We start from the raw sequence: 18310 nt of genomic DNA, 5'->3' as shown, positions 1-18310 counted from the left end.
AAGATCTCTGTAGGCTCAGTGCACCCCATACACCGCACCCTTCACACACAACCCAGGACACCGCCATGCCGCGACGCAGCACCTCAAGCTCGACGGGACGCTCGACGGGCAACTCGACGGCCTCGAACGCGCCGAGGAACCGGACGCCGCAGGCCGTCCGGGTCCGGCGGCGGTCGTTCGGGGACTTCGTCAAGGCGTTCTTTGCGTTCGTCGCGTTGCTCGTCCTGGTGGTCGGGGTGCCCGGGGCGCTCGCCGTACTGATCGGGTGGCCACTTCCGCACGGGGCGCCGGGTCTCGACTGGCTGCAGCGGGAAATCACCGTCGATACGTTCCTGCGGATCCTGACCGTCATCGTCTGGCTGGCCTGGGCGCAGTTCACGGCCTGTGTGCTCGTCGAGGTCAAGGCCGCGCTGTCCGGTGTCGGGGTGCCGGGCCGCGTCCCCGGGGCCGGGCCGAGTCAGTTGCTCGCGCGGCAGCTCGTCGCCGCCCTGCTGCTCGTCGGCGCGACCGCCGCCAGCCTCACGCCGGGCCTTTCGAACCTCGGGCACAGCCTGGAGGGCAACCAGAAGCCCACCGTCGCCGCCGCGCAGGCCACCCCCGGGATCTTCGCCCAGCAGCAGGAGCAGGCCGCGAGCACCGCGGCCGCCCTCGCCGAACAGGCCTCCCACGCGCAGGCCGACGCCGGCCACAGCGCCAAGCAGCACGGCGACACGAAGTACTACCGCATCCAGCCGCCCGAGGGCCGCCACCACGACTCCCTGTGGGAGATCGCCCAGCGCCACCTCGGCGACGGACGCCGGTACAAGGAGATCTACGAGCTCAACAAGGACCGTATCCAGCCCGACGGTTCCCGGCTCTCCGAGGCCAGCCTCATCCGGCCCGGGTGGATCATGGAGATGCCCGGCGACGCGCACGGCGGCGAGCTCGTCGAGATGCCCGACGCCCATGTCTCGCCCGGCGTTCAGCAGCAGATCCACGACTACGCCAAGACCGGCGACCACGCCCAGGGCGGCGGCAGCCAGGCCCAGGGCGGCGGCCACGCCGACAACCAGGTCTCCGTGCCCCAGCAGCGCCCCGCCTCCGACGGCGGTCAGCAGCACGCCGGTGATCAGCACACCGCCCCCGCCGCGTCCAGCAGCAACAGCAGCACCTTCGGGCTGCCCCAGGCCCTCATCGGCGCCCCCCTCCTCGCCGCCGGCCTCCTCGGCGCCCTCGGCCGCCGCCGCCGGCAGGCCCTGTGGCAGTCGGCGCTCGGTGCCGTCGGCGGGCGGCGCGGGATGGAGCCGCCGATGCCGACCGGCGACGCCGCGGACGCGCAGGACGCCCTGCTGATCGGCGCCGACCCCGACGGCGTACGGCTGCTCGACCGGTCGCTGCGCGGGCTCGCCGCCCAGCTCGCCGGCGAGTCGCGTGCCCTGCCCACCGTCTACGCCGCCTGGCTCAGCAACGGCGATCTGCATCTGCAGCTCGCCCAGCCCGCCGGGAAGCCGCCCGCGCCCTGGCAGCTCGGCCAGGACCAGACGTTCTGGATGCTCGCCCGCACCGACGCCGAGCGCTACGACGACGTCGACACCGCCGCGCCGTACCCCGGCCTGGTCAGCCTCGGCACCATGGACGACTCGCGGCTGCTGCTCAACCTGGAGGCCGTGCCGGGCATCGTCTCCCTGAGCGGCCGCGAGGCCGACCGGGCCGCCGTCTTCGCGTCCGTGGCCGCCGAGTTGGCCACCAACGGCTGGTCGGACCGCATGACCATCACCCTCGTCGGCTTCGGCGAGGACCTCACCCCGCTCGCGCCCAACCGGCTGCGTCACCTCGACGGCATCGACGACCTGATCGAGACCATGGAGGCGGAGACCCGGCAGCGCAGGGGAGCGCTCGGCGCCGCCGGACACGACTCGGTCCTCACCGGGCGTACGGGGCCTGCCCAGCACACCCGTTGGGCCCCGCACCTTGTTCTGCTCGCCGCACAGCCGTCGGCCGAGGACGCCGTCCGGCTCGCCGAACTCGCCTCCGACGCGAGCCGGCTCGGCATCGGCTACCTCGTCGGCACCGAGACCGGCGATCTGCCCGGCGCCGCCTGGGAGATGGAGATCACCGGCCAGGGCAAGCTGCTCGCCCCGCTCCTCGGGCTCGAACTCGACGCCCAGATGCTGCCGCTGGCTACCCAGCGCGCCGTCGTCGAGCTGTTCGTCGAGGCCGACCCCGAGCGCGAGCCGCAAGGGCCCACGCCCACCCCGCCGTTCCTCGTCGACATCAGCGAACAGGGGCGCCCGGCGGTCTACGCGCGCCTGGTCGGCCCGTACGAGATCATCGGCCTCGACACCCCGGACGGCGACCGCAGCGCCCTGCTGCACGAGGCGCTCGCGCTGCTCCTGCTGCACCGCGAGGGCGTGCACCCGCGGGTGCTGTCCTCCGCGCTGTGGCCGCGGGGCGTCACCGAGGACGTACGGGACGCGCTGCTGGAGCGGCTGGCGGCCTGGCTCGGCGCCGATCCGGACGGCAGCCCCCGGCTCTCGGCCGACGCGACCGGGCGGCTGGTGCTCGCCAAGTCCGTGGTGTCCGACCTGGACGTGCTGCGCTCGCTCTACCACGAGGCCACCCAGGGCAAGGGCGTCGACAGCCGTGCCGTGCGCGGGCGGCTGCTCACCGACGCGCTCGTGCTGGTGCGCGGTCCGCTGCTGGCCGACCGTCCCGAGGGCCGCTACCGCTGGCTCACCCACGAGATCATCGACGCCCAACTCCCGCTGCTCGTCGCGGACATCGGGCTCGCCCTGTCCGCCTTCCACCTGGAGAAGAACCGCGCGGAGAAGGCCATCGAGGCCCTGAACGCGGCCCTGAACTCCGCCCCCGCCGACGAGCGGCTGTGGAACGAACTGCTGCGCGCCACCCACGCCACCGGTGACGAGACCCGCCTGCAGGCCCTCGCCGCCGACCTGGTCAACCGCAGCGGCGCCCGCGGACTGCCCCCGCGCACCGAGGCACTGCTGGACGAACTGCTGCCGTCGTGGCGCAGCGGCGTCGCCGCGGTGGGATGAGCAGCGGATCCATGACGATCGTGCTGATCGCCGTCGCCGCCCTGTGGGGCGCGGCGGCGGGAGCGCTGCTGCCGCGGGCCGTGTACCGCTTCTCCGTACCGTCGGGGGAGGACTGGCGGGAGCAGTGCCCCGGCGGGCATCCGGTTGGCGGGTGGATCGGGCGGGCGCGCTGCGCGCGGTGCGGGCCCGAGGAGGCCCGCTTGGGATCGGCGGCGCCCGTGATCATCGCCACCGCCCTCGTCTGCGCCGCCCTCGCCGCCGCCACCGGCACCCGGCCCGAACTGGGCGTCTGGCTGCTGCTCGGGCCCGTCGGCGTACTGCTCGCGGTCGTCGACTTCCGGGTGAAGCGGCTGCCGGACGTGCTCACGCTGCCGCTCGCGGGCGCCGCCCTGGTCCTGCTCGGCGTCGTCGCCCTGCTGCCCGAGCACGCCGGTGACTGGTTCACCTCGCTCTACGGCGCCCTCGCGCTCGGCGGCGCCTTCTTCGTGCTGTTCCTCATCAACCCCGGCGGCATGGGCTTCGGCGACGTCAAACTGGCGCTGGGGCTGGGGGCCGCCCTGGGCTGGTACGGCTGGCCGACGCTCATGCTGGGCACCTTCGCGGCGTTCGTGCTCGGCGCGCTGTACGGGGGCGCCCTCGTCGTCGTACGGCGGGCCGGGCGCAAGACGGCCATCGCGTTCGGGCCGTTCCTGATCACCGGGGCCTTCGCCGGGCTCCTCATCGGCGCATACGCGGCCTGACGGCGCCGGACGGTCAGGGCCACGCGGCCTGACCACAGCCCCGCACATCCCCTGGCGTACGCTGGTCAGGACTGTCCGACCGTCCACAACCCTTGACGAAAGGGACGCCCCGGTGACCGAGAAGGCCGATCTCCAGTCCGTCCTCGACCGTGCCGCGGCCGGCGGGCGGATCACCCCGGAAGAGGCCCTCGACCTCTACCGCGACGCCCCGCTGCACGCGCTGGGCGCCGCCGCCGACGCCGTACGCCGCCGCAAGTACGCGGGCACCGAGCACATCGCGACGTACATCATCGAGCGCAACATCAACTACACGAACGTCTGCGTCACGGCGTGCAAGTTCTGCGCCTTCTACGCCGCTCCCAAGGACACGGAGAAGGGCTGGACGCGCGACCTCGACGACATCCTGCGGCGCTGCGCCGAGACCGTCGAGCTGGGCGGCACCCAGATCATGTTCCAGGGCGGCCACCACCCGGACTACGGCGTCGAGTACTACGAGAAGCACTTCGCGGCCATCAAGAAGGAGTTCCCGCAGCTCGTCATCCACAGCCTGGGGGCGAGCGAGGTCGAGCACATGGCGCGGATCTCGGGGGTGACGGTCGAGGAGGCCATCACCCGCATCCACGCCGCCGGTCTCGACTCCTTCGCGGGTGCCGGTGCCGAGCTGCTGCCGGAGCGGCCGCGCAAGGCGATCGCGCCGCTGAAGGAGTCCGGCGAGCGCTGGCTGGAGATCATGGAGACCGCGCACAACCTGGGCGTCGAGTCGACCTCCACCATGCTCATGGGCACCGGCGAGACCAACGCCGAGCGCATCGAGCACCTGCGGATGATCCGTGACGTACAGGACCGGACGGGCGGCTTCCGCGCCTTCATCCCGTACACCTACCAGCCCGAGAACAACCATCTGAAGGGCCGGACGCAGGCCACGCTCTTCGAGTACCTGCGGATGATCGCCATCGCCCGGCTGTTCATGGACAACGTCCAGCACATCCAGGGCTCCTGGCTGACCACCGGCAAGGAGGTCGGCCAGTTGTCGCTGCACTACGGCGCCGACGACCTCGGCTCGATCATGCTGGAGGAGAACGTCGTCTCCTCGGCCGGTGCCAAGCACCGCTCCAACCGCATGGAGATCATCGACCTGATCAGGAAGGCCGGACGGGTGCCGGCCCAGCGCACGACGACGTACGAGCACATCGTCGTGCACGACGACCCGGCGAACGACCCGGTCGACGAGCGGGTCATGTCCCACATCTCGTCCACGGCCATCGCGGGCGGCACGGCCCACCCGGAGCTGAAGCTCCTGGCCTCCAACTGACCGTACGGTGCTGACGATTCACGCGGCGGACGAGGTCCGGTACGGCTGGGACTCCGCGCCCGTCAAGGACGGCGCCGTGGCGGTCGACGGCGGCCGGATCGCCGCCGTGGGCACGCTCGCCGAGGTGCAGGAGCGGTTTCCGGGTGCCCGGGTACGACGCTGGCCCGGGGTGCTCGGCCCCGCCCGCGTCCACGAGGGGCCGCTGCCCGAGGCCCCGTCCCCGCGCGAACGCGTCCACGCCGTACTGAAGTCGGGGGCGACGGCGGTCCTTGCGGCCCACGCCGACTCGCCCGGACTCCGCGCGGCGGCCGACCGCAACGACGTGATGGTTCTGACGGGCCCCCGACCGGCGGTGCTCGACGAGAACGCCCGCGCCGACCTCGCCGTCTTCGACGCCACCGGCACCTGCATCGCGACGGTGTGCGCCGGACGCCTGGTACACCGGCGGCGCTAGAGGCTTTTCAGGGGCGCGAGGAACTGCGCGACCGGCCACGAACCACCCGCACTCTGTGCACTCAGCCGGCGAACGCTTTCCCGAACGCCCCCGAACTCTGCTCCACCCCGCTGCAGTTGGTGGCCGCGTCGTCCCGCGACGCCTTGCCGTCCGCACACTGCTGGTCCCGGAACGTTGACCACATCGACACCCAGGCGATCCCCTTCTCCTCCGCGAACGACCTCACCTGCGCCGCGTCGGAGAGCGAGAACGTCTCGTTGTCGACGTCGTTCACGCCGAGCATCGAGGTCAGCGCCATGCCCTGCCAGGCGCTCGCGTCGGACAGACCGAAGACCTTCTTCAGCTGGGTGTGGGCCGCCTTGGCGGAGGTGAGGGCGTAGTCGCCCATGTCGCCGTCGTACGACTCCCCGTAGTTCATGGTCATCAGGTTCACCGTGGAGACCTGCACGTCGTACTGGTTCGCGGAGTCCAGCAGCGCCAGGCTGTCGGCGTCCAGGCCGGACGGCATGACCGGGAGCGTGAAGGTGACCTCCAGGTCGCTGCGTTGCTTCTGCAGCAGGGCGATCGCCTTCGAGCGCAGGGCGACCGAGTCGGCGTCGGTCAGTTCGTCGCCCTCGATGTCGAAGTCGGCGCGGGTGGTGCCCGCCGCGTCAAGTGCCTTGCCGTACGCCGCCGCCAGCGCGGACGCGCTGTCGCAGACCGATGCCAGCTCCTTGCCGGAGGCGCCGCCGAAGGAGACCCGGACGTCACCGCCGTCCGTCTTCAGCTTCGCGATACGGGATGTGACCGCCGCGTCGGTCAGGGCGTCCTCGCCGTTCCACTTCGGTGTGCAGGTGCTGCCGTCGGAGATCACGAAGGCCAGGTTGTACGTCGACGGGGAGCCGGCCGAGTCGTTGGCGGAGGCGTCCGTGGCGCTCACGTAGGGCGCGTACGCCGTGTGGGACGGCTGGGCGGCGTCCGTGCTCCCGCCCGAGTCCCCCGCGTCCTTCGAGCCCGCGGAACAGCCCGCCGCGGCCAGGGCGAACAGGCACGTCAGCCCGGCCAGCGGCTTTCGGAAACTCGGCATTCGCAGGCACTCGCTCTCGTGATTTCTTTCGCTCTCGCGATGTCTTTCTCAAAGGGAAACGTCTCATATGCGGCCGGTGTTCCGGAAGGATTCCACAGGTGGGGGACAGCTCAAGAGGGTTCTCATATGCGCCTCACAAGAAGACTCGATTCGGTCACATAAAGACTCCCTACCGTCTGGGGAATGCATTCCGAGCCTGCCATCGAAAACCGTGCGACCGAGCGTGGTCGCCGCCGCGATCGCGGCAACGGGCCTGCTGCGGGGCCCGTGTTCGTTGACAACTCCGGGCGCCGTTCCAAGCTGCTGCGCCGGATCGGCCTGCTCGCCGGCGTGCTGTGCCTCGGGTACGCCGTCGTGCTGGGCCTGGCCTTCATGGGGATCGGCACCGCGACCCCGTCCTCGCTGCTGCCCTTCGCGGGCGGCGGCCCGGCCGGTGCCCGCAACTCCGGCCCCCGGGGCACCGAACCGCAGGGCGGATTCGGCACCCCGCCGGCGAGGCCCACCGGTACGCCGCCCACGGGTGCCGTCACGGGCGCCCCCACCGGCGCCCCCACCGGCGAGCCGCCGAGCTCCGTCCCCTCCGCGTCTGCATCCACGTCCCCCTCCGCGGCCGCATCCGCGCCCGCGGCCGGCTGAGCGGAACGCGGCCATCCTCATGACGACGACACACACCACCCGCGGCCGCCGCCGCGCCCCCTCCCGTATGCAGCGCGCGGCGGGCAAGGCCGCGGCCCTGCAGAAACCGCGCGTCATCCTCGCCCTGCTGTTGCTGCTCGGGCTGACCAGCGTCATGCTGCTCGACGGCTATCTGCGCGCCGAGGTCGGCGGCGACCAGCGCGTACGCACCGGCGCCAGTTCCAGCAAGGTTCCCGACAGCGTCCTCGACGGCGGGCCGATCCTCACCTTCCGGGGCGGCAAGGCCACGACGGTCTCGGTGCCGAAGAAGACCATCGCGCTCACCTTCGACGACGGCCCGAACCCCACCTACACGCCCCAGGTGCTGAAGATCCTCGAGGAGAACGACGTCCCGGCGACCTTCTTCCTGGTCGGCTCGATGGTCTCGCGCTACCCGGGGATCGTGAAGGACATGGTCGAGCAGGGCGACGAGGTGGGCATCCACACCTTCACCCACGTCGACCTCTCCTACCAGAGCACCGCCCGCGTCGACCGGGAGATGGAGCAGACCCAGCTCGCGCTCGCGGGCGCGGCCGGCATCACGACCACGCTGTTCCGGGCGCCGTACTCCTCGGAGACGGACGCCATCGACAACTACAGCTGGCCCGTCTACAAGAAGCTCGGCCAGGACGGCTACACCAGCGTCTTCGTCGACACCGACAGCGACGACTGGAAGAAGCCGGGCGTCTCGAAGATCGTCGACTGGGCCACACCGAAGGGGACGTCGGGCGCGGCGGTCCTCATGCACGACGCGGGCGGCGACCGCGAGCAGACGATCGAGGCGCTGCCGAAGTACATCAAGAAGATGAAGGCGAAGGGCTATACCTTCACCACCATCAGCGGCGTCATGGAGAAGCAGAACACCGGAAACGGCCGCGCGGTGACCGGCACGGCCACGGGGGTCCAGCCGGGCGCCGGTGCCCTCAACAGCCGTGGCACACAGGGTGGTTCGGCCACCCGCCAGGTCACCGACCGCCTCCAGGCCGCCCATCACCAGGCCACCGGCGCGACCCTCTACGAGGGCAAGGCGCTCATCGTGGCCGTCGCCGTGGCCGAGTACGCGCTGCCGGTGCTCTCGGTCGGTCTGATGATCGTGGGCGTGGCCGTCATGGGCCGCTTCGGGATGATGGTGGTCCTCGCCCGCCGCCACTACCGACAGCGCAACAGACGCCGGTTCGGCTGGGGACCGCCGGTCACCCGGCCGGTCAGCGTGATCGTCCCCGCGTACAACGAGAAGGAGTGCATCGCCAACACCCTTCAGTCGCTGTCGAGGAGCGCCCATCCGATCGAGGTCATCGTGGTCGACGACGGCTCGACGGACGGCACCTCCGAGATCGCGCGCGAGGCGGCGTACGCGCTCGGCATGACCAATGTCCGGGTGATCCGCCAGGAGAACGCGGGCAAGCCCGCCGCCCTCAACAACGGAGTACGCAGCGCCAGTTGCGACATCGTCGTGATGATGGACGGCGACACCGTCTTCGAGCCGGACACCGTACGGTCGCTCGTGCAGCCCTTCGCCGACCCCGAGGTAGGCGCGGTCGCCGGCAACGCCAAGGTCGGCAACCGCAACACGGTCATCGGCGCCTGGCAGCACATCGAGTACGTGATGGGCTTCAACCTCGACCGCCGCATGTACGACCTGCTGCGGTGCATGCCCACCATCCCGGGCGCGATCGGCGCCTTCCGGCGTGAGGCGGTGCTGCAGGTCGGCGGGATGAGCGAGGACACCCTCGCCGAGGACACCGACATCACCATCGCCATGCACCGCGCGGGCTGGCGGGTCGTCTACGAGGAGCACGCCAGGGCCTGGACGGAGGCGCCCGGTTCGCTGAAGCAGCTGTGGTCCCAGCGCTACCGCTGGTCCTACGGCACCATGCAGGCGCTGTGGAAGCACCGCAAGTCCCTCACGGACAAGGGTCCTTCGGGCCGCTTCGGCCGCGTCGGCATGCCGCTCGTCGTGATCTTCCAGATCGTCACGCCGGTCTTCGCCCCGCTCATCGACGTGTTCACCGCCTACTCGATGATCTTCGTCGACTTCACGGCGGCCCTGCTCGCCTGGCTCGCGGTACTGGCCGTCCAACTCGTCTGCGCGGCCTACGCCTTCCGCCTCGACCGCGAGAAGTACCGCTACCTGTTGATGATGCCCCTCCAGCAGCTGGCCTACCGCCAGATGATGTACCTCGTCCTCATCCACTCCTGCATCACAGCCCTCACCGGCGGCCGCCTCCGCTGGCAGAAACTGAAACGAACGGGCGAGGTCGGGACCCCGGCGGGGGTGAGCTGAATTGGGCACGCACAAAAGAGGCGCTGTCATCGAAGCCGACGCCGCCGCTCCACCCCCTGAACGCCCCGTACGCGACCGCTACTTCGACACCCTCCGTGCCGCAGCCCTGGTCAGGGTCGTCACATACCACACCTTCGGCTGGGCCTGGGCGGGCATGGTGTTCCCCTCCATGGGCGTCATGTTCGCCCTCGCCGGCACCCTGATGGCGAAGTCCCTGGAACGCCCCGCTGCGAAGGTCGTCAAGAGCCGCCTGCGAAGACTCCTGCCCCCGTTCTGGTTCTGGGGCGTCTTCGTCGTGCTCGCGATGCTGATCCACGGCTGGCTTCCGCCTTGGCAGATCATCTACTGGGTCGTCCCGCTCGGCGACCCCCCGGGCAACGCCTGGGGCGAGCAGGCATGGGAAATCCTCTGGTACCTCCGCACCTACCTCTGGTTCGTCCTCCTCTCCCCCCTCCTCCTACGCCTCTTCCGCCTCGCCCCCCTCCCCGTCCTGGCGCTGTCCCTGACCCCGGTCCTGGCTCTGAACTTCGTCTGGACCGCCCCGGACAACCGCTTCGGCAGCGCCCTGTGGGACCTGTCGACGTACCTCTTCTGCTGGCTCCTCGGCTTCGCGCACCGCGACGGCGTGCTGCAGCGGCTGCACCCTGTCCTCGTCGCCGCGCTCTCGCTCGCCGCGCTGGGCTACGGCGGCTGGTACGCCTTCAGCCACCAGTCCGACTACGGCACGTACGACCTCGACTCGAACCCGCTCGCGCAGGCCTTCTGGTCGGCCGGGTTCGTGCTGGTGCTGATGTGGGCGAAGGCGTACTTCCGGATCGACTTCGCCCGGCTGACCGGCTTCCGGCGGCTGGACCGGACGGTCACGGTCTTCAACGCGCGTGCCGTGACGATCTATCTGTGGCACGAGATCGCGCTGATCCTGGCCGTCCCGCTGATCGACCAGTTCTGGAACGTGCCCGCGTTCGAGAAGTACCTGCCGCTGGAGAGCCAGTGGTTCATGTTCGGCATCGGCTGGGTCCTGATCGCGGTGTTCGTCCTGGTGTGCGGCTGGGTGGAGGACGTGGCCGCGAAGAAGAAGCCCAGGCTTCTTCCGTGAGGGCGGGCTGCAACAATGGCGAGGTGACCCGCGCTTCCCTGAACAAGCAGCCGCACGAAGTCGCCTCGATGTTCGACGACGTGGCGGAACGGTACGACCTGACGAACGACGTGCTGTCGCTCGGCCAGGACCGGGTGTGGCGCAAGGAGGTGGCGAAGGCGGTCGACGCCCGGCCGGCGCGGAAGGTCCTGGACCTCGCCGCGGGCACGGCGACCTCGTCGCTGCCGTTCGCCCGCACGGGCGCCTATGTCGTCCCCTGCGACTTCTCCCTCGGCATGCTCCAGGTCGGCAAGAAGAGGCACCCCTGGCTGCCGCTGACCGCGGGCGACGCGACGAAGCTGCCGTTCCGCGACGACACCTTCGACGCCGTCACGATCTCCTTCGGGCTGCGCAACGTACAGGACGTCGACGGCGCCCTGCGCGAGATGCACCGGGTGACCAGGCCCGGCGGCCGGGTGGTGATCTGCGAGTTCTCGCACCCGACCTGGGCGCCTTTCCGCACGGTCTACACCGAGTACCTGATGCGCGCCCTCCCGCCGGTCGCCCGCGCGGTCTCCTCCAACCCCGACGCCTACGTCTACCTCGCCGAGTCCATCCGCGCCTGGCCCGACCAGCCCGCGCTGGCCGAGCGGCTGCAGAAGGCCGGCTGGTCGAAGGTGGCGTGGAAGAACCTCACGGGCGGCGTGGTGGCTTTGCACCGCGGGTTCAAGCAGAGCTGACGCAGTCAGGCCGAGCTGACGACGTACGGGTCGCCCGGCTCGTCGAGTTCGCGCTGCAGTCCGCCCCTGGGGGGCCGGGGGATACGGGGCTCACGCATGCCTCCGCCGCCCTCCCCCTCGCCGAAGTCGAACCACACGTAGATCACGGAGTCCCGCGGCACCTCGGCGCCCGGCTGCGGGTACTGCCGTACGACGTATTCGACGACGGTCTGGTGGAAGTCGGGCCGGTCCGGTGCGTTGAGAAAGAGCCCGGTCGCCTCTGCCGACTTGCGCGCGTCCATGGCCATCAGCCCGACAAGCCGTGGTACGCGCACTTCGGGTGTTTTGGGTGTTATGCGCACAGATGTCACCCCCAGCGGTACTGGAAGGGTAACCGCCGGGGGGTGTCGTCCGGAAGCGTCAAGTGTCTTTCTGTAGCAGTCGGTTACTCAATGTGACCAATTCAGAGGTGCAGGCCGAAACAGAGTGCCTCTTCGTCGAAGCGCGGGTGCGGATATGTCTCCCTCAGCTCCATGCCGAGGCGCTTCGTGACCGAGACCGACCGCTCGTTGCCGGGTCTGACTATCGCCACCACGCTCTTCACCCCGGCCGCACGGAGCCGCTCCAGCGTCATCTGCGCGGCCGCCGTGGCGTACCCCTTCCCCCAGAACTCCCGGCCGAGCCGCCAGCCGATCTCTATCTCGCCGCTCGGCCCCCACTCGTGCGGCCACGGCTGGGCGCCGGTGAACCCGATGACCCGCCCGCGGTCGTCGGCCATGGTCCACAGGCAGAAGCCCCGCTCGGCGTCGTGCCGGCGCTGCCGGGCGGTGAGCTCCTCGTAGACGGACAGCTCCGCGGACGCACCGCCGTGGAACTCCATGACGTCCGGGTCGTCGAAGATCCGGTGCCAGGCGACCGCGTCCTCGTCGGTGGGGACGCGCAGCCGTACTACGGGGAGAGCTCGGTTCACGAGGGCAGCCCTTCAGCCGGGTGATCAATGCTGCTGAATAGACTGCCCCTGTCCCGTGCCGTCCGGCACAGAGATTTCGAAGTTGGGGAGATCCCGCCGTGACCGTCGCGACCGAGCCGCTCTCCGAGAACACCGCCGATGTGATCGTCGTGGGGGCGGGGCCCGCCGGTTCCACGACCGCCTACCACCTCGCCAAGTCCGGCCTGGACGTGCTCCTGCTGGAGAAGACCGAGTTCCCGCGGGAGAAGGTCTGCGGCGACGGCCTCACCCCGCGTGCGGTCAAACAGCTCGTGGCCATGGGCATCGACATCTCCGAGGAGGCGGGCTGGCTGCGCAACAAGGGCCTGCGGATCATCGGCGGGGGAGTGCGGCTGCAGCTCGACTGGCCGGATCTCGCCTCCTTCCCCGACTACGGACTCGTCCGCAAGCGCGACGACTTCGACGAGCAGCTCGCCCGGCAGGCCCAGAAGGCGGGCGCGCGGCTCTACGAGCGCTGCAACGTCGGCGCCCCGATCGTCGACGAGCGCACCGGCCGTATCACCGGCGTCCACGCCAAGCTCGGCGAGGAGAAGCGCGAGGTGACCCTCCACGCGCCGCTGGTCGTCGCCGCCGACGGCAACTCGACGCGGCTTTCGCTGGCCATGGGCCTGCACCGCCGCGAGGACCGCCCGATGGGCGTGGCCGTACGGACGTACTTCACCTCGCCCCGCCACGACGACGACTACCTGGAGTCCTGGCTGGAACTGTGGGACCGCCGCGGCCCCCAGGACCGGCTGCTGCCCGGCTACGGCTGGATCTTCGGCATGGGCGACGGCACCTCGAACGTCGGCCTCGGCGTGCTGAACACCTCGGCGGCCTTCAAGGAGCTGGACTGGCGCGAGATCCTCAAGGCGTGGTGCGCCTCCATGCCCGAGGACTGGGGCTACACCCCGGACAACATGACCGGACCGATCCGCGGCGCCGCGCTCCCCATGGCCTTCAACCGCCAGCCCCACTACACCAAGGGCCTGCTTCTGGTCGGCGACGCCGGCGGCCTGGTGAACCCCTTCAACGGCGAGGGCATCGCCTACGCCATGGAGTCCGGCCAGATCGCCGCCGACGTCATCGTCCAGGCCCACGCCCGCCCGACGGCCGCGAGCCGTGAACTCGCCCTGCAGCGCTACCCGCGGGTCCTGAAGGACACCTACGGCGGCTACTACACGCTGGGCCGCGGCTTCGTGAAGCTCATCGGCAACCCGAAGATCATGAAGATCGCGGCCCAGCGCGGTCTGACGCACCCCATGCTCATGAAGTTCACCCTCAAGCTCCTGGCGAACCTGACCGACCCGACCGGCGGCGACGCGATGGACCGGGTCATCAACGGCCTGAGCAAGGTGGCCCCGAAGGCGTGAATCAGCCCTTCAGGGCTTCCACGTTGGCGGCCCGGCGGGCGAACACCTCGTCACGCCGGTCCGCCACCTGCCGCAGCGCGTCCTTGCGCTGCCGGCCGGAGAGGCGGTCCAGATAGACCCGGCCGTTGCAGTGGTCGGTCTCGTGCTCCAGGCAGCGCGCGAAGTACCCCGTCCCCTCGATGACGAGCGGCTGCCCTTCCTTGTCCAGCCCCCGCACCACGGCCCGGTCGGGCCGCGGTACGTCCATCAAGGCGCCCGGCACGGACAGGCACCCCTCGTTCTCGTCGAGCAGTCGGCGCCCGGCGGGTGCGAGCGGGTCGAGCACCGGGTTGACGATGTGCCCGACGTGCCGGGCCCCGTCGTCGTCCGGGCAGTCGTAGACGAACAGCCGCAGGCCGACGCCCACTTGGTTCGCCGCGAGACCGGCCCCCTCGGCGATGTACATGGTCAGGAACATGTCGTCGATGAGCGCGGCCAGGTCGGGACCGAACTCGGTGACGTCCCTGCACGGCTTGTGCAGGACCTCCTCACCGACCTCGGTCACGCGCCGCACCTTCCCGCGCCGGGCTTCGGGCGCGAGCGGCGGATACGAGTCGACGGGCCTGCCTTGCACGAACACACTGGGCATGTCTGTGTCTCCCTGTGATTGTGAGGATGCTGTGGGTGGCGGGACAACAGGGTTCCGGCCTGCGGAAGCCCTCCCTACCCTCCGGTACTCATGACATCAGAACCCTCACCGCGACCGGAGGAAAACTCCGGCCACACCCGCAGAAAATTCCTCGCCGGCACCGGGGCCGCGGCGGGTGCGCTCGCCTTATCGCCCGCCACGCGCGCGAGCGCGGCCGCCTCCGGCAAGCGCGTCGCCGTCCTCGGCGGCGGGGTCTCCGGCCTCAGCGCCGCCCACGAACTCGCCGAACGCGGCTACGCCGTCACCGTCTACGAGTACTACGACGTCCTCGGCGGCAAGGCCCGCTCGATGGACGTCCCCGGCACCGCGAGCGGCGGACGGAAGGCCCTGCCGGGCGAGCACGGCTTCCGCTTCTTCCCCGGCTTCTACCGGAACCTGCCGGACACGATGCGCCGCATCCCCTTCCCCGGCAGCGCGAACGGCGTCCACGGCAACCTCCGGAACGCCACCGAGGAGCTGTTCGCCCGCAGTTCCGGCCGACCGGATCTGCATTTCCCGCTGCGCCGCGCAACCACCCCGCCCGCCCCCGGCGACATCACCCCGTCCTGGATCCGCGACCAGATCCTCTCCGTCCTGGATCTCGGCACCCGCCTGCCGGCCCACGAGGTCGCCTACTTCGCCGACCGTCTCCTCGTCCACCTCACCAGCTGCGACGCCCGCCGCGAGGGCCAGTGGGAGAAGGTCGCGTGGTGGGACTTCATCCGCGCCGACGACATGAGCGAGGAGTACCGGACCCTTCTCGGCATCGGCCAGACCCGCAACCTCGTCGCCACGCGCGCGGAGGTGGCGTCCACGCGCACCGTCGGCCGCGTCATCATCGAGGCCCTGATCCTGTGGGGCCTGCTCGGCCGCGGCCTGGACGGTGACGCCGACATCGACCGGGTCCTCAACGCCCCCACGAGCGAGGCCTGGATCGACCCCTGGGAGACCCATCTGCGTTCCATGGGCGTCGAATTCGTCCTGGGCACCCAGGTCCGCGAGGTCCTCTGCGACGGCGGCCGGGTCACCGGCGTACGCGTCTCGGCGCGCGACGGCGGCCAGGAGCGCACGGTCACCGCCGACCACTACGTCTCCGCGATGCCCGTCGAACACGCCCGCACGACCTGGGGCAGGGCGCTGCGGGCCGCCGACCCGCAGCTCGCCAGGTGCGACGCGCTGCAGACGGACTGGATGACCGGCGTGATGTTCTACCTGCGCACGCCCACGCCCGTCGTGCACGGCCACATCAACTGCCTGGACTCACCCTGGTCGGTGACCGGCATCGGCCAGGCCCAGTTCTGGGACGAGCGGGACTTCTCGCGCGACTACGGCGACGGCCGGGCCCACGACTGCCTCTCCGCAATCATCTCCGAGTGGGACAAGCCCGGCATCCTGTACGGCAAGACGGCCAAGGAGTGCACCAAGGACGAGATCGTCGCCGAGCTCTGGGCACAGTTGAAGGACGCCCTCAACGACTCCGGCAGGACGACGCTCACCGACGAGGACCGGCTCGGCTGGTTCATGGACCCGGCCGTGACGGGCCTGGGCGGCCCCGAGCCGCGCAACCGCGAGCAGCTCCTCATCCATCCCACCGGAACGCTCTACAACCGCCCCTCGGCCCGCACAGAGGTCCCGAACTTCTTCCTCGCCGGCGACTACGTCCGCACGGACGTCGACCTGGCGACGATGGAGGGAGCCAACGAGTCGGCGCGACGGGCGGTCAACGCCCTCCTGGACGCGGACAATTCGGACGCCGAGCGGTGCGGCATCTGGGAGCTGTACCGCCCGCCGGAGATGGAACCCCTCAAGCGCGTCGACGAGGTCCGCTACCGGCTGGGCCTGCCCAACACCTTCGATCTGGGCTGAGCCCGACCGGGCCGGGTCCGGCGCGACGGGCGGAAGGACCGCTGCCCCCGAGCGGCTGCGGTCCTTCCGTACGTCCGTATTGCGTGAGTTGTGCTTGTGCGTTGTGTCGCGGAGTGGGTCAGAGAACCCGCACCGCGCCGCTCGGCGGGTCGTAGGAGAGCGGCTTCTCGACCACACCGGTCGAGGGGTTCTGCGCGCCGACGAACATGCCGTCGCCGACGTACACGCCCACGTGGTACGCGCTGCCCGCGCCACCCCAGTACAGGATGTCGCCGGGCTGCAGGTTGCTCAGCGAGACCTGGGTGCCGGCCGTCGACTGGCTCTGCGAGACGCGCGGCAGGTCGACGCCGACCTGCTTGAAGGCGGCCTGCACGAGACCGGAGCAGTCCCACGAGTTGGGGCCGGTGCCGCCGGAGACGTAGGCGTCGCCGATCTGGGCCTTGACGAAGGCGATGACCGCCGCGGCCGAACCGGTGGCCGTGGAGGAGCTCGTGGAGGTCGTGGACGTGCCGGCGGTGGCGGAGAGGGTGGCCCGCTCCGTGCTGCGCGAGGCGCGCTCGGCGGCGGCCTTGCGGGCGGCCTCCTGGGCCTTCTTCTTGGCCTCCGCCTTCTTCTTCGCCTCTGCGAGGTCCGCCTTGGCCTGCTTCGCGGCCTTTGTGGCGGCGGCGTCACGCTCGGCCTGCAGCTGGTAGTTCGCGGCCGCCTGCTGCGTGGCGTCCGCGGACTGGGCGACCTGAGTGGCCAGATCGGCCGTCAGGGTGGGCAGTTCGAGGGTCTGCGTGACCGGCTCGGCGGCATTCGCCGAAGCCGACGCACCCGCCGCTGCCATGCTGAGGACGCCACCGGTCACACCGACGCGCATCGCGAGCGACGACGTCGCGGTGCGGCGGGGCTTCCGGTGGCTGCGTATGTGAGCGGTGTGGGACATGAGAACAACCGGTATCAGGGGCTCCTCCATACCTTCAAGAAACGTGTGCTGCGCCACAGTTGTTCAACTGACGCCCCGAAACCTGGTTCCAGCGGCCCTTATTGACGCCCTAACGGACATTGCGGGCAGGACCCATTGCCCCCGTGATCACGGTCTTTCATCGTTACGCCCGAATTGCCCCGCGCCTACCACTGGTTGGGACCGTTGGCCAAGCCCCGTTCTCATGCGCCTCTCATGAGTGTGGCGGAGGTCACGCAACGGTCACGGCAGCGTGCGCGTCCCGCGCGAAGATCACGGGCCGATTGCGTCCGGATCACGACCGGGCTCCGCTCGTGAACGCGTGCACGCGTCCACATCGCGCCGCGCATCTCCCTCTGATGTGTGAACGGGGTCCTCTATCAAGACGTCCCGTCCAGCGCCAATTTGCATGCAAGGGAAGTCTCTTGATATGGAGACGCCCCCTCCGAACTGCGTCGACAAGCGGAAATGTCACCTCTGGTGACCACTCGGACGCTTCACGTACGAAGATCACTTCTGATCCGTCTTCATGATCCTTCGTCAGGTGGTGGAGATCACAAAGCTTGTGCAATACCCCGTGTCGCAGATCACAGAGCGGCGGGCATAAGATGCGAGGCAGTTGGGCTTGTGACCTGCTTCACATGTTCTCGATCTTCGCCGGGACGGGCGGGGTGAGAGGGGCGTTGGAGGAGGGTGTGAGTCCGGCGCCATCGCCAGCAGTCAGTGCCGACTGAGAGGAGCGAGGAGCGGTGAACGCGTATGCGCCCATCCTCGTACTGGGAGCCCTCGGGGCAGGCTTTGCGATCTTCTCCGTGGTCATGGCCACGCTGATCGGTCCGAAGCGGTACAACCGGGCCAAGCTCGAGGCTTACGAGTGCGGGATCGAGCCGACCCCCACGCCGGCCGGCGGCGGGCGTTTCCCCATCAAGTACTACCTGACGGCGATGCTCTTCATCGTCTTCGACATCGAGATCGTCTTCCTCTACCCCTGGGCCGTCACCTTCGACGCCCTGGGGATTTTCGGGCTCGTGGAGATGCTGCTCTTCGTGCTCACCGTCTTCGTCGCGTACGCGTACGTATGGCGGCGCGGCGGCCTGGAATGGGACTGAG

Annotated in this window: 16 protein-coding genes; 11 read left to right on the top strand and 5 right to left on the bottom strand. The window is 70.2% G+C overall.

Annotated features, from left to right (window positions below; translation table 11 throughout):
- Positions 1–65: 65 nt before the first annotated feature.
- From MQN93_RS37685 to MQN93_RS37670, 4 genes are all read left to right on the top strand, one after another.
- Positions 66–3035 (top strand): bacterial transcriptional activator domain-containing protein, encoded by a 2970-nt coding sequence (locus MQN93_RS37685; protein WP_242713026.1) that lies wholly within the window; start codon positions 66–68, stop codon positions 3033–3035.
- 11 nt (positions 3036–3046) lie between these two features.
- Positions 3047–3775, top strand: a complete 729-nt coding sequence (locus MQN93_RS37680; protein WP_242713025.1) for a prepilin peptidase — start codon at positions 3047–3049, stop codon at positions 3773–3775.
- 112 nt (positions 3776–3887) lie between these two features.
- On the top strand, positions 3888–5087 hold the full coding sequence (mqnC, locus tag MQN93_RS37675) for a cyclic dehypoxanthinyl futalosine synthase (RefSeq protein WP_242713024.1): 1200 nt from the start codon (positions 3888–3890) through the stop codon (positions 5085–5087).
- A gap of 7 nt (positions 5088–5094) precedes the next feature.
- The gene (locus MQN93_RS37670) at positions 5095–5541 is read left to right on the top strand and encodes an imidazolonepropionase-like domain-containing protein (protein WP_242713023.1); all 447 of its coding nucleotides are present in this window, start codon (positions 5095–5097) and stop codon (positions 5539–5541) included.
- A gap of 61 nt (positions 5542–5602) precedes the next feature.
- Here the strand turns inward: MQN93_RS37670 and MQN93_RS37665 are convergent, their stop codons facing one another.
- On the bottom strand, positions 5603–6607 hold the full coding sequence (locus tag MQN93_RS37665) for a chitinase (protein WP_242713022.1): 1005 nt from the start codon (positions 6605–6607) through the stop codon (positions 5603–5605).
- A gap of 183 nt (positions 6608–6790) precedes the next feature.
- Between MQN93_RS37665 and MQN93_RS37660 the strand changes: the two genes are divergently transcribed.
- Genes MQN93_RS37660 through MQN93_RS37645 form a run of 4 tightly spaced genes read left to right on the top strand, consistent with a single transcriptional unit; the run spans position 6791 to position 11381 of the window.
- Positions 6791–7243, top strand: a complete 453-nt coding sequence (locus MQN93_RS37660; protein WP_242713021.1) for a hypothetical protein — start codon at positions 6791–6793, stop codon at positions 7241–7243.
- A gap of 19 nt (positions 7244–7262) precedes the next feature.
- Positions 7263–9566: a bifunctional polysaccharide deacetylase/glycosyltransferase family 2 protein gene (locus MQN93_RS37655; RefSeq protein ID WP_242713020.1), complete on the top strand. Its 2304-nt coding sequence runs from the start codon at positions 7263–7265 to the stop codon at positions 9564–9566.
- Between the two features lies 1 nt (position 9567).
- A complete protein-coding gene (locus tag MQN93_RS37650) occupies positions 9568–10662 on the top strand; it encodes an acyltransferase family protein (protein ID WP_278191612.1) in 1095 nt (364 codons plus the stop codon).
- Positions 10663–10685: 23 nt separating this feature from the next.
- Complete coding sequence (locus MQN93_RS37645; RefSeq protein ID WP_242713019.1) at positions 10686–11381, top strand: demethylmenaquinone methyltransferase; 696 nt, start codon at positions 10686–10688, stop codon at positions 11379–11381.
- A gap of 5 nt (positions 11382–11386) precedes the next feature.
- Here the strand turns inward: MQN93_RS37645 and MQN93_RS37640 are convergent, their stop codons facing one another.
- Positions 11387–11695 (bottom strand): PASTA domain-containing protein, encoded by a 309-nt coding sequence (locus MQN93_RS37640; RefSeq protein WP_078516751.1) that lies wholly within the window; start codon positions 11693–11695, stop codon positions 11387–11389.
- A gap of 128 nt (positions 11696–11823) precedes the next feature.
- Positions 11824–12330, bottom strand: a complete 507-nt coding sequence (locus MQN93_RS37635) for a GNAT family N-acetyltransferase (RefSeq protein WP_242713018.1) — start codon at positions 12328–12330, stop codon at positions 11824–11826.
- 98 nt (positions 12331–12428) lie between these two features.
- On the opposite strand from MQN93_RS37635, the gene MQN93_RS37630 reads away from it, so the two are divergent.
- Positions 12429–13721 (top strand): geranylgeranyl reductase family protein, encoded by a 1293-nt coding sequence (locus MQN93_RS37630; RefSeq protein WP_242713017.1) that lies wholly within the window; start codon positions 12429–12431, stop codon positions 13719–13721.
- Position 13722: 1 nt separating this feature from the next.
- Here MQN93_RS37630 and def read toward each other — a convergent pair whose 3' ends face one another.
- The gene (gene def, locus MQN93_RS37625) at positions 13723–14349 is read right to left on the bottom strand and encodes a peptide deformylase (RefSeq protein ID WP_242713016.1); all 627 of its coding nucleotides are present in this window, start codon (positions 14347–14349) and stop codon (positions 13723–13725) included.
- A 90-nt stretch (positions 14350–14439) separates the two neighbouring features.
- Here def and MQN93_RS37620 point away from each other — a divergent pair, with 90 nt between their 5' ends.
- Complete coding sequence (locus MQN93_RS37620) at positions 14440–16254, top strand: hydroxysqualene dehydroxylase (protein WP_242713015.1); 1815 nt, start codon at positions 14440–14442, stop codon at positions 16252–16254.
- A 118-nt stretch (positions 16255–16372) separates the two neighbouring features.
- On the opposite strand, the gene MQN93_RS37615 is transcribed toward MQN93_RS37620, so the two are convergent.
- Positions 16373–17182: a C40 family peptidase gene (locus tag MQN93_RS37615; RefSeq protein WP_037783460.1), complete on the bottom strand. Its 810-nt coding sequence runs from the start codon at positions 17180–17182 to the stop codon at positions 16373–16375.
- A 767-nt stretch (positions 17183–17949) separates the two neighbouring features.
- Here MQN93_RS37615 and MQN93_RS37610 point away from each other — a divergent pair.
- Positions 17950–18309, top strand: a complete 360-nt coding sequence (locus MQN93_RS37610; protein ID WP_003992243.1) for an NADH-quinone oxidoreductase subunit A — start codon at positions 17950–17952, stop codon at positions 18307–18309.
- Position 18310 lies beyond the last annotated feature (1 nt).

The sequence above is a fragment of the Streptomyces spinosisporus genome (assembly GCF_022698145.1).
GTDB lineage: Bacteria > Actinomycetota > Actinomycetes > Streptomycetales > Streptomycetaceae > Streptomyces > Streptomyces spinosisporus.
Note: the sequence above shows the minus strand (reverse complement) of the source record. Positions and strands in the feature narration are given on the sequence as shown.